Genomic DNA, 15,056 nt, shown 5'->3' on the forward strand with positions numbered 1-15,056 from the left:
GAGCATCATCATGACTGAGAACAAGAACGTCGAGCTCGTTGAAGTTCCCGAGCTCACCCAGCGCGATAAGGTCGAAACCTACTTCCGTTCCACTTTCCTGCTCGGTTCGTTCAACTTTGAGCGTATGCAGTCCATCGGTTTCGCGGTTTCTATGATTCCGGCGATTAAGCGCTTCTACACCAAGAAAGAAGACCAGGCGGAGGCGCTGACCCGCCACCTGGAGTTCTTCAACACCCAGCCGTGGGTTGCATCCTCGATTATGGGCGTGACCGCTGCGATGGAGCGTGAGAAGGCAGCCGGTAAGGACATTGACGAAGCCGCCATCACCAACGTTAAGGTGGGCCTGATGGGCCCACTGGCCGGCGTGGGCGACCCGATTTTCTGGGGTACCGCACGTATCGTGCTGGCGGCTCTGGGCGCATCCCTGGCGGTGACCGGCAATATTCTGGGCCCGCTGCTGTTCTTCTTCGGCATGACCGCAATTCGTTGGGCAACCCGCTGGTACGGCTTCAAGTACGGCTACGAGAAGGGCACCCAGATTGTGACCGAGGCGGGCGGCAACACCCTGCAGAAGATTACTCAGGGCGCCTCCGTGATGGGCCTGTTCGTGATGGGTGCTCTGGTGTACCGCTGGACGAGCGTGAACATTCCGTTGCCACTGACTAGCTACACAAACCAGGCGGGCGAGACGGTAAATGTGACCGTCCAGTCCGTGCTGAACGATCTGCTGCCGGGCCTGGCCTCGCTGGGTCTGTGCTTCCTGTGCATGTGGCTTCTGAAGAAGAAGATTAACGCCATCTGGTTGATTTTCGCCCTCTTTGGCGTGGGCATCCTCGGTTCCTACCTGGGATTCCTGGCTCTCTAAAAATATGAGGAATGAGCCCTTTCACCCTTCAGTGAAGGCGTGAGATTCAGGGGCTATATCTCAAGTGGTGGGGGTGCGGTCGGTACACTTAAAAGTACCGGCGGCACCCCCGTTTTTTATGGGTTGCGGCGCACAATTCGCGGCAATGCAGCCCTCCCGCGAAGGAGTTTCTATGACCAAATTGATGGCTTTCGATCTTGACGGCACAATCCTGTTTAACCGTGCCGTGGAGCCTGCCACTGAGCAGGCGATTGCCCGCTGGCAGGCGGAGGGTAACCTGGCGGTCTCGTGCACGGGCAAGAGCATTTTTGCCACGCAACTGGCGTTGAACCCGACCGCCATCCGTTTTGATTACCACGTGCTGTACACGGGTGCGGTGATTACTGACCGGCAGTACCGGGTGATTTACCATCAGCCTCTTCCGGTGAGTGTTGTGCAAGCGTGCTACGAGCATTTCAGCACCGTGGACGGCGTGGCTCTGTTCGCGACGACTCTGGATAACGATTACAGCCTCTGCGACCGGGTGGGCTCCTCGACGAATATCCTGCCGGAGTTCACTCCCCTGCCGGCTGACGACCTGCAGAACCACGAGTACGTGGGTGTGCCCCTGTGGATTCCGGATGCTCAGGTTCGCGAGGCGGCGTACACCTGGATTCTGGAGCGTTTTGGTGATTCGGTGGACTGCCACAAGAACCAGGATTTCCTGGATATTGTGCCGCCCGCCTGCACAAAGGGCACCGGTCTGCAGCATCTGGTGGAGTACCTGCAGTCGGAGCATCCGGGTAGCTCCTATGAGGTGCATACGATTGGAGATTCGTGGAACGATATCGACATGCACCGCTACGCTGACCGTTCGGCGTCGTTCTGCTACTCCCCCGATGAGGTTAAGGCTGTCACCACCGATTGTGTGGATAAGGCGTACGAGTTTATTGAGGCTTCCCTGTAGAAGCTGCCGAGGTGGCGTTTAGGTGCGGCGAGCGCTAATCCTGCCACCCGCTTCCGCGTACTCGCCGTCTACTCCCCCGTTTCACGTGAAACACCCGCTTTCCCGTTACTCCCCGTGTACCCCCGTGAGGTTTCTATGTGCCCTTCCGCTTCTCAGCCCCGTAAGAACCAGCCCGGCAAGGATCAATTTCCCAAGAGCCAGTCCCAGAAGAGCCAGCAACCGGAGCCTGCCCAGTCTTACGACCCGTCCAGCTTCTCTGACACCTTCCGCGCTATGGCGCGTGAATCACTCGTGAAGAACCAGAAGAACCGCCCGGACTCCCCCATCGTCTCGATTTCCCCGGTGCTGATTGTTTTGGGCGCCATTGCGGCGGCGCTGTACGGGCTGTGGCAGAGCTGGGCGTGCCTCATTCCGCTGGTGCTGATTCTGGTGCTCATGTGGGTGCGGTACACGATGCAGCGTCAGGCTCTCAACGATTTCGCCGAGCTGGAGGCGGCACGCACCGCATGGAAGAAGACCCGCGACCGCCAGTACCTGAAGCTGATGGCGGCGCAGTCGGCGCGTATCCTGGATGAGAATAAGGCGCTGACCAAGCAGGCTCGCGCGCATGTGCAGGAGTACGCGGATTTCGCGGCGCAGAAGCTGGGTGCTCAGCGCTAAAGCCCCCGCTGCGCTGCGCTCGCCCCTCCTCTCCAAAACAAAAGTATTCGACGAGCGTTAGTCGAGGTGAGTGTTCAGGCACCCAAAAGACCGTAACCACTCCCCTGTACGGGGGGCGGTTACGGTCTTTTATTTACGTCAGATACCCTCTGCGGGGGTCTTTTACGTCTTAGGGGTTACACCCTAGTTGGTCTTCTGTGCGGGTGCTTCAGCGGGCTCTTCTGCGGCTTCCTCGACGGACTCCGCAGATCCTTCGTCTGCGCTGTCAGTAGCCGGAGCCTCGTCCAATCGCTGCACCACAGCGGGGCGGTCATCAAAGCCGCGGCGGGTGCCTCGGGCAGCCTTCGCCTCCATGGTGTACAGCTGCTCGCGATTCGTCAGCACCACCAGGGTCATGGCGTTCAGGCAGACACCCACAATGCACAGAATCCAGCCGATCAGCATGAACCGACCACCGGAAAGCACCGCGCCGGAAAGCATCAGGGCAACAGAAACCAGGTACGCCGGGGAAAGCAAAAACTTCGTATTCACTACCGACCTACCTAGCGTGCGTTGGAGCGGGGCTTGGGGGTACGACCCGAACGGGGACGCGAGGGCAGAACGCTCATACGGCCGGGGGCACGATCAACAATCGGCTGAGATTCGGTGGGCTCTTCCTCGCGGACCTCTGCAGTTTCAGCGGGCGCGGTCGCCTCAACGGTCTCAGCTGCCTCAGCGGGAGCTACTTCCTGATCAACCTGCGCCGCAGCATCGTGCTCAACTGCCTCATGCTCAGCGGCTTCTCGTTCTTCGCGGCGGTGCTCTGCGCGCTCGCGGATACGGTTCTCCACGGAGGATTCGAAACCGTCCAGGTTGGTCACCAGTGCGGGGGTCGGGTCACCCTTCGCCTTACCCACGGACAGCACAAAGGCGAGGACGTTCAGGCCCAACGCAAGGATGAGAAGGATCCAGCCGAGCCACAGGAGCCAGGGGTTGGAGGTTCCAATCAAGAGCGCGCCGCAAAAAATTACGCCGAGGGAGGTCAGGTACGCAGGCGAGAGAGTCTTGAAGTCCATGTCTACTTTCAATGTGTTCGTGAGTTTGAGAGAGCTAACGTACGTTCACTACGTTTCCTGTCTCATTTTAGGTGATAGTTGAGGCTTAATCTGCTTCTGCCCCTGTCTATCGCCTGTGAGCTAAAGACCAGATGGCTTATCTCGGTGGCGTAGGCAGGGGCAGAAACGTAGTGTTCGCGCACGGGCGTACCGGCTAGGACTTGGGGGTTACCTCGTTGGTGACCAGGGGCGAGGCGGGCGCGTTCTCGACCACGGGGATTGCGCTGGTGCTCAGGGTGCTCTGGTGCTTCTTCCAGAGGTTGTAGCGTTCCATGGCGACCGCGCCGGCGGTCATGGCAGGAAGAATGAACATGCCGGAGGAGCGGATGCTTTCTGCCTGCGCCAGGATGTCCAGCTTACGCACCACGCGGGTCACGTCGTGGGAGTCGTAGCGGTCCTGAGCAGAAATAACCTCGTTCTGCGCGGCGACGAGGGCGGCATCGCGCAGGCGCACGAAGTCGTTCCTCTTGTCCTTAAGCTTCTCCATGTGCTGCTTGTATTCTTCGGGCAGTGCCTCGCTGATTTCGTCTCGGCGGGTAATGGCGGAGCACATTTCCTTCACGCGAGCGTAGGTTTCCGGGTCGGTGGTTGCCTTCGCTTCAGCCTGCAGCGCCTCGAGGGCTGCGACCTGCGCAATCTTGAGCAGCTCGGGTACGGCGGTTTCTTCTTCATGGTTAGCCTGCACGCCAAGGACCTTCACGAGCAGGGGCAGGGTCAGGCCGGGCAGCACGAGGGTGAAGAAGAGTACGGAGAGCATCATGACGATGGCGTCCTGGCGTACCTGTTCGGTGCCGTTGACCACGGGGATGGACAGGGCAAGAATCAGGGTCACGAGGCCTCGCATGCCGGACCAGGTCATAACGATAACTTCAGCAAAGCTTTCGGGGGCGCCCTCGTGGATGGGGTTCTTGCGTCCTGCCAGCCAGACGATGGTGAACCAGATGAGGCGCACCAGGATGGCGACCAGTGCGACCAGGGCACCGTCAGCGAAGAGGCTTGCGATACGGGAGGGGTCGGCGGTGGCGATGATACTACTTGCCTGCAGGCCGATGAGGCCGAAGGCGACACCGGTCATGAGCAGCTCAATAATCTGCCAGAAGGAGGTGGAGGAGAGGCGTTCTTCCGCTTCGAGTGCCGCCATGTATTTGGTGCTGGTGAACTGGATAGCGCCGATGACCACGGCAATAACGCCGGAGGCGTGCACGCTTTCAGCAGCGAGGTAGGCGCCAAAGGGGATCACGAGGGTCACGGCGTTGCTGGTGACCACGTCGTGGGCACGCTGGCGAACGTAGCCGCCGAGCCAGCCGAAGATGTAACCAATAATGACCGCGAGGATCGAACCGAGCACGAAGTCTTTGGCGACCGAGAGCGGCTCGATGTGGTGGCCTCTGGTCATGGAGTGGATTGCGGCGTGGAAGAGAACGATTGCGATAGCGTCGTTGAAGCTACCTTCGGTCTGCAGAGTACCGATGAGGCGGCGGGGGATGCCGACGGGCTCAGCGACTGCTTCCACGGCGACGGGGTCGGGCGGGGAGACGGCGGCACCGACGGCAAGGGCGACGGCGATGGTCATACCGGGGACCCACCACATGGCTGCGCTGGCAATTGCCAGGGCGGAGACGGTGGTGAGAAGGACCGAGTAGAGCAGTACGGATCTCCAGCGGCGGCGCAGGGTGCCCCAGGAGAATTTAACGCCGATGGCCCACAGTAGCGGCGGAAGGAAGATCGGCAGGATGATGTCGCTGTCGATAGTAAGATCCGGTCGGTTGGGGATGAAGAGCGCGGCGGTGCCGAGCAGGGTCATCATGACCGGCCAGGGGAGGTTGAGTCGATCACCGACGCTGACCATAAACACGGTCGCAATCAGGATGATGACAATAACGGAGAGGTAAAGCATTGGTCCGGTGTTGTTCCTTTCGCGCGGCTAGGGTTAGTCGGCTACGTCTTTCTACTCTACCGGAGGGGCTCATTCCGCTTTTCGGATATGGGGGTTCTGCAGCGTTTATTGTGGTGTTGTTTACCTCTAAGCCTAATGCTCTTTACGGAATATAGAGTTTTCCCCTGAATATCTCTGCTTTTCAGCAGGTTATTCAGGGGAAAATTCTATATTTGGAATATATCGATTGGGGTAGCTACCTCTAGCAGATTACTTAGAGCCGCATCCACCAGCACCGCAGCCACAACCGCCAGCGGGAGCTTCCTCCACGACCGGTTCAGGCTCGTCGTGGCCACCACAGCAGCCACCCTTTTCTTCCTTTGGTTCGTCGTGGCCGCCGCAGCAACCGCCACCACCGTGGGAGTGACCGTGAGCCTCAGCCGGAGCTTCAGCGGAGGAACCGCATCCGCCCGAGCCGCAACCGCAACCACCGGCGGAAGGTGCCGGCTCCTCGTGGCTACCGCAGCCACCCGAGCCACAGCCACAACCGCCACCGTCAACCGAACCGCAGGCGGAGCCGCGTGCGTCGCGGTGACCCATGAGGTCCACGCCGAGGTCGGAGAGGTAACGCAGGTAGCCTGCGAGGGCGTCGCGTCCACCGGTGCCGGAGATGACGATGCCGCCGTGACGCAGTGCTTTGAGTACCTCGTTGACCATGGGCCACTGCTCAATATCATCGGTAATGGTGATGGCGCTGACCACGTGCATTGCGAGGGAGGTCAGCGAGCGCAGGGACTGTTCGTAGCCTTCGGGCAGGTGGATGACCTTGGCGGGTGCTGCCAGACGCAGGATGGACAGCACGCGCATGAGCATCATGGGTACTGCATTTTCGGGCAGTAGTACGGTCACGCCGATGGCGGAGGATTCTGCAATACGTTCAATGCTTGCCGCGAGTTCTTCGGAGTCGATATCGCGGGAGATATCCAGTACTTCGTAGGAGTCCACGGCGATGGAGCGGGTGCCGAGGGCGTCGGCGAGTGCTTCATCTTCGGTGTGGATCGCAATCATGTTGCGGAATTCGTTGCGGCGCACGACGGAGGCTGCCTCGATAAGGGTGAAGTCCTGTCCGTCACCGTCCACGAGGAGGGTGTGGATTTCTTCGCGGTTGAGGCCTTCGCCTGCGGTGGCGCGCTCGATTAGTTCAGAAAATGCATTGCTCATACCGAATATTAAACACCTGATTTTGGGGCGTTCGCCCGCGAGGTTTACCTGTCTTGGCGGTTTTGGGCGGTTTAAGACGTGATTTTATGCCGAGAGCGTGGGCGGCTACCTATTCTGTGTGTGCTGAAGCGTTTTTGGTGGCAAAAGCGCTCATGAAACGCGAACCGTTCGCTCCGGGTGAGTGAGAATCAACATTGCTTTTTGGGTTTGTGCCGCGTATTTGTTGGGTTTTTGTTTGCCGCGGGGTGCATCTTGCTCAAGATATAGAGTTGAACACCCTAAAATGAAAGGGTGGTACTTTCCCGTGAAAAGATTCTAGATACCGCCTACGAGGTCTTGGCGACCTACGGTTTGGCGGACCTTTCCATGCGCCGACTCGCTCAGGAGCTTCACGTGGCTCCCGGCGCTCTGTACTACCACGTGAAGAATAAGCAGCAGCTTCTCATTCTGTTGGCGGATTACATTCTGGCTCGTGCCCCGAAGTCGATGTCTGAGGAGGCTGAGCCGAATCCGGAGGCTATTCGCGCTTCGATGATTCGCCGCGGTGATCTTCTGTTCTCCCTGCTCTACCCGATTCGTGAGTGCCCTGAGGTGGTGCGTTTGAGTTTGACTCTGCACCCGCGTGAGTTGAAGCCGGTGGTGGCTATGGCTCATGAGTTCCAGGCTCTTGGTTTGGGTCATGCGGAGGCGCTGCGTCGTGCTCGTTTGTTGACTCATATTGCGTTGAGCCTGGTGGAGGAGTATCAGACTCTGCCGCTGATTTCGCCTCAGGAGGCTGTGGCGAGCGGCGATGTTCCTCTGATTGAGAATGCGTTTAACCGTTACCGCCAGGATTTGCTCTCTGCCATTGACACGATGATGGTGGTGCAGGAGCCTTATACGCAGGATGCGTAATCGCTTAGCCCTTCTTTTGGTTTATTAGTTATGTATGGTGCCCCGTGCTCCCTTGTGGGGGTGCGGGGCTTTTGCGTGCGTTGGTGCTGGCTGCTCTGCCGCGCCCTGGTACCTGCTGCGCCCTGGTACTGGTGCGGTTTGGCGGTTGAGTCGATGTTCGCTGGTTTTCTGCTTTAGTCTAGATGTGACACGTGCTTGTACCCGGAGTGTATCGGGTGCGCGAAGGGTGTCGTTTATGTTTTAGTGCCCTGTTGGGCTTTATCAGAGGTGTTCCATGTCGATGACCGCTACCGCCCAGTGGGCGGCTCTTCCGGACCATAGCGCGGAGATTGCGCGTGTGCGTGAGGAGTTTATTACTGCGTATGGTTACGAGCCGGATGGTGTGTGGTCTGCGCCTGGGCGTCTGAATCTTTTGGGCGAGTACATTGATTTTTTGGGTGGCTCGTGCCTGCCGATGCCGTTGCCGTACCGCACCTATGTGGCGGGTGCGTTGCGTCGTGATGGTGTGTTGCGCGCGGCTTCTTTGCAGATGCCCGGCGACGAGCGCACGGTCGTGATTCGCGATATCCAGCCGGGTCATTTAAAGGGCTGGTTCACCTATGTGGCGGGTGTTGCGTGGGCGATGAATCAGGAGGGCGGCAGGGATATTATGCTGCCCGATGAGTTTGGTGCTGACCTGCTGATTAATTCTCGTGTTCCGGTGGGTGGCGGTTTGTCGTCTTCGGCGGCTTTGGAGTGTTCGACGGCGTTGGCGTTGTTGGAGCTCTCGTGTCCGGTGCGTGAGGAGTGCCCGCAGGCGGATGCTACCCCGGCTGATAGTGATGCTTTGCGTGCGCGTCTGGCTCAGGTGTGTATTACGGCTGAGAATAAGGTGGCTGGCGCGCATACGGGTGGCCTGGATCAGACGGCGTCGTTGCGTTCGTATCCGGAGCAGGCTCTGGTGATTGATTTCCGTGATTTTTCGATTGAGCCGGTTGCGGTGGATATTGCCCAGCATGGCCTGAGTTTTTTGGTGATCGATACGAACACTCCGCATGAGCTGACGGATGGCGGTTTTGCGGCTCGTCGTGCGGCGTCTGAGACGTGCGCTGACGCTTTGGGTCTGCGTTTTTTGCGTGATGCCCTACCGGAGGATTTGTCGTGTGCGGGTATGGATGCGCGTGCGGCAAAGGCGTGGCGTGCTGACTTGGTGGATTCTTCGGTGAATCGTGCCTTGGATGCTCTGGAGGATGCGGGTCGTCCGTGTTCGTTCCCGCGTGGTTGGGTGCGTCATGCGTTCCACGATATGACTCTGGTGGGTCGTGCGAGCTATTTGCTGCAACATGCTGATGAGCTGGGCTTTGCGGCGTTTGAGGAGGCGGGCCGCATTTTCACGGAGTCGTTTGTATCGATGCGTGATGAGTTGCGTGTTTCTCGCCCTGAGATTGATGATGCGGTGCAGGTGTGCCTGGATCGGGGCGCGTTGGGTGCCCGTATTGTGGGTGGTGGTTTTGGTGGCGCGGTGATGGCGCTGATTCCGACCTCTCAGCTGGAGGCTGCCGCGGATGCGGTGGCGACTGCGTATGCTGTGCGCGGCTATGCGGCGCCTCGTTTTTTGCCGATGGTTGCTGGTTTTGCGGCGTCTCATGATTGGGCTGCGGGCGCTGCTCCTACGGATATTCCGGTGTTGTAGGGTTGGGCGCTGAGGTCTGTCATAAATCGGCGGGGTGTCATAGGGGTGTTTTTTCAGGGGTTTGAACAATATTCTTAGCTGGAAGTTTCCTGCGAGTTTCTGCAATTTTCCTCCGGTTATCCCCCGTAATAACGCGCTGATAAGCCATAATTTTTTGGTCGTTGGTCAAAAGTGGCGCCACGTTTTCTGAGGGTGGTTTTTCTTGCCTTCGCGGGTATGTACACTTATCGACGGACGCAATCCGTGAGCTGTAAAGTTTTGATGCCTATAGTCCGGCATATGGATGGCATCTACACTGGGTTCGACCGTCACATACAAGCCCAGCTTGCAGGTTTCGTCCACCAAAGCATCACACTCCAGTTTTCTGCCCGCTCCGGGCAGGCCCCTCACCAAGAGTGAGGCTTTAGAGCGCGAAAGCGCAGAAAGGAGGCCTCCATGGGCTTCGATATCAAGGGTACCGTTGAGCAGGGCCTCGACAAGGCTCAGGAAGTCATCAACGAGAAGGCTGGCAAGGAGGTCGTCACCGACGAGCACGTTGCCAAGGTTGAAGAGGTCGTGACCGAGAACGTCTCCAAGCTGACCGAGAAGTTCGGCAAGTAAGGCGACAGCCTCCTTTGGATTGGCGCCCTGCCTCGCCTCCTCGTGGGGTAGGGCGCCATTTCCCTGGGTTTGCATTACAGGCTTTCACTCAACGGCTTTCACTCAACATCTCTCTCAAATAATGGGGCGTTCTGCCCCGCCTGGGTTCTTTCATTCACCGACTCACTCGGCATATTGCTCAGCTTCGGTTACCGCCTGGTAGCCTGTTTTCACTCTTCTTTTACTCTTACTCAGCACAAGTGCTCGCGCTTTCTCGCGAACTGTATACGCCCCGCATCATTGGTCCGGCAACCTTGGTGTGGGGCGTATGCCGTTAATGCGCGGGGGAAGGCTTCTGGGGCGCAGGGTGAAGGCTTCTGCGGGAGTGCTGTGCGGGTTGCCGGGGTGCGGCGCGGGCGTTCGCCCGATGAGGGCCTCTCCCCCGCACCTACGTACTCAGGCTATGCTTGATACATCAACTTATTGAGCTGCGCCCTCAGGCAGGTTTTAGCGCCTCCTGGAGACCGCGGAGCACCCTGTTTATGGAGGAACTATGTTTGAACGTCAGCAGTCCGATCAGCAGAAGGCACGCGAGGTCATGAAGGATGGCGGCGTCGTCATTTATTGGCGCCCCGGCTGCCCCTACTGCGAGGCTCTGGATTCTAAGCTGGGCGAGCTGGGCGACCACGCTACCTGGGTGAACATTTGGGAGGATCCGCAGGCTGAGGCGCACGTGAAGTCCCTCAACGACGGCAACGCGGTTGTTCCCACCGTGGATACCGGCGACACCCACTTTGTGGTCGCTGACCTGGTGAGCCGCAACAAGGTGAAGAAGCTGATCCAGAACACTCTCGACGCTGGCGGCGAGGCTTAAGATGGCTCGCCCGGCACTGAACCGCGATACGACGGTCTGCATTTCTCTGTCTGGTCGCCCGTCAAATCACGGTATTAAGTTCCACAATTACCTGTATGAGAAGCACGGTCTGGATTACCTGTACAAGGCGATGACCACCACCGACATTGAGGGTGCTATCGCCGGCGTGCGTGCTCTGGGTATTCGTGGCTGCTCGGTGTCTATGCCGTTCAAGCAAGCTGTTATCCCGCTGATGGACGATATGGACCACTCGGCTGCGGTTATTGGTGCGGTGAACACGATTGTGAACACTGACGGCTTCTTGAAGGCGTACAACACGGATGTGATTGCGGTGGCTTCCCTGCTGCGTTCGCATAATGTGGATCCGTCTCTGCCGTTCTTGCTGCGCGGTTCGGGCGGTATGGCGGCTGCTGTGGCTGGCGCGTTCTTTGATGCGGGCTTCTCGCAAGGCATGATTATTGCCCGTAATGAGGAGACCGGTCGCGCGCTGGCTGAGCGTTACGAGTACGCCTGGGCACCGGAGGTGGGCAACCTGCGAGCGCCGATTCTGGTGAACGTGACCCCGATTGGCATGGCTGGCGGTGAGGAGAGCGAGGAGCTGTCCTACCCGCAGGAGGCTATTGCTGAGGCGCAGGTGGTCTTTGACGTGGTGGCGATGCCCGTTGAGACTCCGCTGGTTCGTGCGGCTCGTGCGGCGGGTAAGGAAGTTATTCACGGTGGCGAGGTGATTGCTCTGCAGGCTGCTGAGCAGTTCCGCCTGTACACCGGTGTGGAGCTCACCCCCGAGGAGGTTGAGGAGGCGGAGGCTCAGGCGAACTAGGTTCGCGCCCGCTGCTTCTTCGCCCCGTGAGGGGCTCGATACGTGAAAGTGCCCGGAAGGTTGATCCTTCCGGGCACTTTTTGTTCTATCCGGCGCTTCGCGCCGAAATTTTTTGTAATTACACACATCCTGGTACTTAAGGTTTTCCACATCTGTGGAGAAATCTGGGGAAAACTCTTACACCCGTGTAATTCACTCTGTGTAATTCGGTCATTCTAGCCTGTATCCACAGGTTTTTAACATGTACTCACACTCGTGGAATTACACGAATGTAGTTATACACAATGTGGAAAACTGCTGTGGATAACCCGACTCCGAGGCGGATTTCCGCGGGTTTCAGGCTCAATAGCGGCCCTTGAACCGCCGCTGCAGGCCCTGTTGCGGCGGCTCCGAAGATTCAGATGACTCGGGCTTCTTCACGAACGGAATAATCAGCAGGGTCGCGAGCGCGCCACTGACAAGACCGCCAAAGTGTCCCGCGTGGGAAATATTCGGGTGGAAGAGGCTCTGCACAACATCAATACCCATGAGCAGAATAAAGAGGCGTGCGGTGTCCTTCTGCTTCCGAAGAAGCAGAAGGACGAAGAACGCGCCGTAGAGACCGTACACACCGCCTGACGCACCCACGGCACCCCGGTAGTAGGAGAAGAGGTACACGCTGCAGCCGGCACCCACGGTAGCCGCCATATATACGAAGAGGAACTTCCACCGCCCCATCATGCGCTCGAGGGACACACCGAAGATGAAGAGGTAAATCATGTTCCACACCAGGTGCATCGGATCAGTTTGCGAGTGCACAAACCCGTGCGTGATGAGGCGGTAGTACTCGCCGTGGTGAACACGGGGACCAGACATCATGCCGAGGTTGTGCACCCAACGGAATGGAATAATCTGTTGCAGACCGTACACCACGACGTTAATCAGAATGAGCGTGTACGTAATATGCCAGTGACGGGCGATGAAGGAACGCTTCGGGCTCGAGGCGCCTCCATTGAGGTCACGGTAGCAGTCGGGGCAGACGATACCCGATTCCTGCGCCACCTGACATTCGCTGCAGACAATTCGACGGCAGCGCCCACATTGGGTGTAGCTGACGCGGTCGGGGTGATTGGGGCAGACCGTGGGGCTCTGCCCGTAGCCTGCGTAGTTGGGAAAGTTCTCCACTGACCCTCCAAAGATTTTTGTGCCGGATTTTCCGAAGATTTTCCAAGTGTTTTCAGGCTTAGTACCTGCCGTTTTGCCACGGCTGAGGGCTCTGCTGCTGAGGAGGCTCGGGCTTATCCACAAGCGGGACAATCAGCAGAGTCAGCAGTACACCACCGACAAAACCACCCGCGTGGCCTGCATGAGAAATATACGGGTTGAAGAAGCTCTGCACCACACCAATACCGATGAGCAGCATAAAGAGGCGTGCCGTGTCCTTCTGCCTCCTGAGAAGCAGGATCACGAAGAAGGCGCCGTAGAGGCCGTACACACCGCCTGAAGCGCCCGCCACGCTCGTTGAAGGAGCCAGCACGTACACGCCTAATGCACCAAAGGCGATTGATCCCAGGTACACCACGAGGAACTTCCACCGCCCCATCATGCGTTCGAGAGATACACCGAAGATGAAGAGGTTAATCATGTTCCACACCAGGTGCATCGGGTCATGCTGCATGTGCAGAAAACCGTAGCTGATGATGCGGTAGTACTCGCCGTGTTGGACGTAGGGCCACCAGAATGATCCGTGCCTAATCATCCATTCGTTGGGAATGATCTGTTGCAGACCGTACATCGCGACGTTAATCAGAATGAGCGTGTACGTAATGTGCCAGTGGCGCGCCAGGAACGAGCCCCGTGCTTTCGACCCCTGTGCTTTCGAGCCCTTCGAACTACCGCCCGTGAGTTCGCGGTAGCAATCGGGACAGACCATGCCCACGTCCAGGTTCACTTGGCATTCGCCACAGACGGTGCGGTTGCAGCGCTTGCACTGGGCGTAGCTAACGCGGTTGGGGTGGTTGACGCAGACGGTGGGGGTCTGCCCGTAGCCTGCGTAGTTGGGAAAGTTCTCCACTGACCCTCCAGGGGTTGTGTACCGATTCGTCCAAAGGTGGTGTACGTGGGCATATAAGCGCAGGGGCCCACCGGAAGAATCCTGGCGGGCCCCTGAACTATACGTGTTTTCTCAACACCTTCAGCAGAATGCTCGTATGAGCCTTCTGATGGGGTTTATTAGAGCTTTTCGATGTCAATCGAGGAGATGACAACGTCCTTGACCGGGCGGTCCTGGAAGCCGGTCTCAACGCCCTCAATAGCGTCAACAACCTTCTTGGATGCCTCGTCGGTAACCTCACCGAAGATGGTGTGGCGGCCGTTCAGCCAGGGGGTCTCAACGGTGGTGATGAAGAACTGAGAACCGTTGGTGCCGGGGCCTGCGTTAGCCATTGCCAGCAGGTAGGGCTTGGAGAAGGAGAGCTCGGGGTGAATCTCGTCCTTGAACTGGTAGCCGGGGCCACCAACGCCCATACCCAGGGGGTCGCCACCCTGAATCATGAAGTCCTTGATGATGCGGTGGAACACGACGTCCTTGTACAGGGGGGTGTTCATGATTTCACCGGTGCGGGGGTGCTTCCACTGACGGGAGCCGTCAGCCAGGCCGATGAAGTTCTCAACAGTCAGCGGTGCGTGGTTGCCGAAGAGCTCGACGACGATGTCACCGTAGTTAGTGTGGATAGTTGCCTTAGCAGTTGCATTAGTCATGGCTCTATTGTGGCACGGGGCGGCGCTCATTCGCCATCTAACATGTTTTTTCGCCCCGGGCGCACCGTTGGGCGGGCTTTTTGGGCGGGAATTGAATATCCTGAGAGGTGAACACTACGCGCGCGGCGGCGTTTTCTGGTCGCTGGCGCATTTCAACCGATGGAGGTCACCCCATGTTCTGCTGCAAGAAGCGTAAGGCACGCAAGGCTGCTAAGGCTCAGGCTATCGTCTCTTCTCTGGCTGCTGTTGAGTCCGCGCTGGAAGGCAAGACCGCTGAGATGTTCGCTGAGAAGCTGACCGGCAACAAGAAGGCCCTGAAGAAGGCTCGTAAGGCTACCGCGAAGACCGTTCGCGCCGCTGAGAAGGAACTGGCTCGTATTGAGCGTAACGGCGGCAAGCGCCCCCGTAAGGGCCTGGCGTTCCTGGGTCTGCTGGTTGCTCTGGGTGTTGCAGGCGCCGCAGCCTACAACGCAGCTCGTCCCGTAGAGGACCCCTGGAAGAACGCATAAGCGTTCCCTGTATCTTTTTCTCTAAGGCTTTCTGAGGCGCCGCTAGCGGCGTAAGAGAGCGCTTTATGAAAGATAGCCGCCCGCTAGAGTTCTTACTCTGGCGGGCGGCTATTGTTTTGGGTGTTTCTCTTGTTTTTTGGGGGGAGGGGGAGTGCAGCTGTGATGCTGAATCTCCTGTGTATACCCCAGACACCTGATATACCCAGACATATTCCCGGATATACAAAGAACCCCATGTCTTTCGACATGGGGTTCTCGGTTCAAAAATAAACCGGCGATGACCTACTCTCCCACACCCACAAAAGTG

Annotated in this window: 16 protein-coding genes; 9 read left to right on the forward strand and 7 right to left on the reverse strand. The window is 58.2% G+C overall.

Going from position 1 to position 15,056, the window contains the following annotated elements:
• Window positions 1–10 precede the first annotated feature (10 nt).
• From HMPREF2928_RS01050 to HMPREF2928_RS01060, 3 genes are all read left to right on the forward strand, one after another.
• Entirely contained in the window at window positions 11–865 is an 855-nt protein-coding gene (locus HMPREF2928_RS01050; RefSeq protein ID WP_049352264.1) for a PTS system mannose/fructose/sorbose family transporter subunit IID, read from the forward strand.
• Between the two features lie 172 nt (window positions 866–1,037).
• Window positions 1,038–1,811 carry an HAD-IIB family hydrolase gene (locus HMPREF2928_RS01055; protein ID WP_049352261.1) on the forward strand — a complete coding sequence of 258 codons (774 nt, stop codon included), beginning with the start codon at window positions 1,038–1,040 and terminating at the stop codon, window positions 1,809–1,811.
• 135 nt (window positions 1,812–1,946) lie between these two features.
• The gene (locus HMPREF2928_RS01060; protein ID WP_193389299.1) at window positions 1,947–2,471 is read left to right on the forward strand and encodes a hypothetical protein; all 525 of its coding nucleotides are present in this window, start codon (window positions 1,947–1,949) and stop codon (window positions 2,469–2,471) included.
• Between the two features lie 183 nt (window positions 2,472–2,654).
• On the opposite strand, the gene HMPREF2928_RS01065 is transcribed toward HMPREF2928_RS01060, so the two are convergent.
• From HMPREF2928_RS01065 to HMPREF2928_RS01080, 4 genes are all read right to left on the reverse strand, one after another.
• A complete protein-coding gene (locus HMPREF2928_RS01065) occupies window positions 2,655–3,002 on the reverse strand; it encodes a hypothetical protein (RefSeq protein WP_049338642.1) in 348 nt (115 codons plus the stop codon).
• A gap of 11 nt (window positions 3,003–3,013) precedes the next feature.
• Window positions 3,014–3,526, reverse strand: a complete 513-nt coding sequence (locus HMPREF2928_RS01070; RefSeq protein WP_049352259.1) for a hypothetical protein — start codon at window positions 3,524–3,526, stop codon at window positions 3,014–3,016.
• Between the two features lie 193 nt (window positions 3,527–3,719).
• Window positions 3,720–5,462 (reverse strand): cation:proton antiporter, encoded by a 1,743-nt coding sequence (locus HMPREF2928_RS01075; RefSeq protein WP_070687042.1) that lies wholly within the window; start codon window positions 5,460–5,462, stop codon window positions 3,720–3,722.
• 249 nt (window positions 5,463–5,711) lie between these two features.
• Window positions 5,712–6,662, reverse strand: coding sequence for a hypothetical protein (locus tag HMPREF2928_RS01080; protein ID WP_049340057.1), 951 nt, complete (start codon window positions 6,660–6,662; stop codon window positions 5,712–5,714).
• Window positions 6,663–6,953: 291 nt separating this feature from the next.
• Here HMPREF2928_RS01080 and HMPREF2928_RS01085 point away from each other — a divergent pair, with 291 nt between their 5' ends.
• The 5 genes from HMPREF2928_RS01085 to HMPREF2928_RS01105 all read left to right on the forward strand — a co-directional run bounded on the left by HMPREF2928_RS01085 (window position 6,954) and on the right by HMPREF2928_RS01105 (window position 11,501).
• Entirely contained in the window at window positions 6,954–7,556 is a 603-nt protein-coding gene (locus HMPREF2928_RS01085) for a TetR/AcrR family transcriptional regulator (RefSeq protein WP_005504130.1), read from the forward strand.
• Between the two features lie 274 nt (window positions 7,557–7,830).
• Window positions 7,831–9,228: a galactokinase gene (locus tag HMPREF2928_RS01090; RefSeq protein ID WP_005504129.1), complete on the forward strand. Its 1,398-nt coding sequence runs from the start codon at window positions 7,831–7,833 to the stop codon at window positions 9,226–9,228.
• 435 nt (window positions 9,229–9,663) lie between these two features.
• Window positions 9,664–9,828 (forward strand): hypothetical protein, encoded by a 165-nt coding sequence (locus tag HMPREF2928_RS01095; RefSeq protein ID WP_005504128.1) that lies wholly within the window; start codon window positions 9,664–9,666, stop codon window positions 9,826–9,828.
• 532 nt (window positions 9,829–10,360) lie between these two features.
• The gene (locus HMPREF2928_RS01100; protein ID WP_005504125.1) at window positions 10,361–10,681 is read left to right on the forward strand and encodes a glutaredoxin domain-containing protein; all 321 of its coding nucleotides are present in this window, start codon (window positions 10,361–10,363) and stop codon (window positions 10,679–10,681) included.
• 1 nt (window position 10,682) lies between these two features.
• Window positions 10,683–11,501 (forward strand): shikimate 5-dehydrogenase, encoded by an 819-nt coding sequence (locus HMPREF2928_RS01105; RefSeq protein ID WP_005504124.1) that lies wholly within the window; start codon window positions 10,683–10,685, stop codon window positions 11,499–11,501.
• A gap of 342 nt (window positions 11,502–11,843) precedes the next feature.
• On the opposite strand, the gene HMPREF2928_RS01110 is transcribed toward HMPREF2928_RS01105, so the two are convergent.
• The 3 genes from HMPREF2928_RS01110 to HMPREF2928_RS01120 all read right to left on the reverse strand — a co-directional run bounded on the left by HMPREF2928_RS01110 (window position 11,844) and on the right by HMPREF2928_RS01120 (window position 14,240).
• Complete coding sequence (locus HMPREF2928_RS01110) at window positions 11,844–12,665, reverse strand: rhomboid family intramembrane serine protease (RefSeq protein WP_070687044.1); 822 nt, start codon at window positions 12,663–12,665, stop codon at window positions 11,844–11,846.
• 58 nt (window positions 12,666–12,723) lie between these two features.
• The gene (locus HMPREF2928_RS01115) at window positions 12,724–13,554 is read right to left on the reverse strand and encodes a rhomboid family intramembrane serine protease (protein ID WP_070687046.1); all 831 of its coding nucleotides are present in this window, start codon (window positions 13,552–13,554) and stop codon (window positions 12,724–12,726) included.
• Window positions 13,555–13,712: 158 nt separating this feature from the next.
• A complete protein-coding gene (locus HMPREF2928_RS01120) occupies window positions 13,713–14,240 on the reverse strand; it encodes a peptidylprolyl isomerase (RefSeq protein WP_005508008.1) in 528 nt (175 codons plus the stop codon).
• Between the two features lie 173 nt (window positions 14,241–14,413).
• Between HMPREF2928_RS01120 and HMPREF2928_RS01125 the strand changes: the two genes are divergently transcribed.
• On the forward strand, window positions 14,414–14,749 hold the full coding sequence (locus tag HMPREF2928_RS01125; RefSeq protein WP_005504118.1) for a hypothetical protein: 336 nt from the start codon (window positions 14,414–14,416) through the stop codon (window positions 14,747–14,749).
• The last annotated feature ends 307 nt before the right edge of the window (window positions 14,750–15,056 follow it).

The organism is Rothia sp. HMSC072B04 (assembly GCF_001813725.1).
Classification (GTDB): domain Bacteria; phylum Actinomycetota; class Actinomycetes; order Actinomycetales; family Micrococcaceae; genus Rothia; species Rothia mucilaginosa.

Bases quoted from the DNA above. Each gene is read 5' to 3' on its own strand.
- HMPREF2928_RS01080 (WP_049340057.1), bottom strand. From the start codon at position 6,662: ATGAGCAATGCATTTTCTGAACTAATCGAGCGCGCCACCGCAGGCGAA.
- HMPREF2928_RS01050 (WP_049352264.1), top strand. From the start codon at position 11: ATGACTGAGAACAAGAACGTCGAGCTCGTTGAAGTTCCCGAGCTCACC.
- HMPREF2928_RS01075 (WP_070687042.1), bottom strand. From the start codon at position 5,462: ATGCTTTACCTCTCCGTTATTGTCATCATCCTGATTGCGACCGTGTTT.
- HMPREF2928_RS01055 (WP_049352261.1), top strand. From the start codon at position 1,038: ATGACCAAATTGATGGCTTTCGATCTTGACGGCACAATCCTGTTTAAC.
- HMPREF2928_RS01060 (WP_193389299.1), top strand. From the start codon at position 1,947: ATGTGCCCTTCCGCTTCTCAGCCCCGTAAGAACCAGCCCGGCAAGGAT.
- HMPREF2928_RS01105 (WP_005504124.1), top strand. From the start codon at position 10,683: ATGGCTCGCCCGGCACTGAACCGCGATACGACGGTCTGCATTTCTCTG.
- HMPREF2928_RS01095 (WP_005504128.1), top strand. From the start codon at position 9,664: ATGGGCTTCGATATCAAGGGTACCGTTGAGCAGGGCCTCGACAAGGCT.
- HMPREF2928_RS01125 (WP_005504118.1), top strand. From the start codon at position 14,414: ATGTTCTGCTGCAAGAAGCGTAAGGCACGCAAGGCTGCTAAGGCTCAG.
- HMPREF2928_RS01120 (WP_005508008.1), bottom strand. From the start codon at position 14,240: ATGACTAATGCAACTGCTAAGGCAACTATCCACACTAACTACGGTGAC.
- HMPREF2928_RS01090 (WP_005504129.1), top strand. From the start codon at position 7,831: ATGTCGATGACCGCTACCGCCCAGTGGGCGGCTCTTCCGGACCATAGC.
- HMPREF2928_RS01100 (WP_005504125.1), top strand. From the start codon at position 10,361: ATGTTTGAACGTCAGCAGTCCGATCAGCAGAAGGCACGCGAGGTCATG.
- HMPREF2928_RS01070 (WP_049352259.1), bottom strand. From the start codon at position 3,526: ATGGACTTCAAGACTCTCTCGCCTGCGTACCTGACCTCCCTCGGCGTA.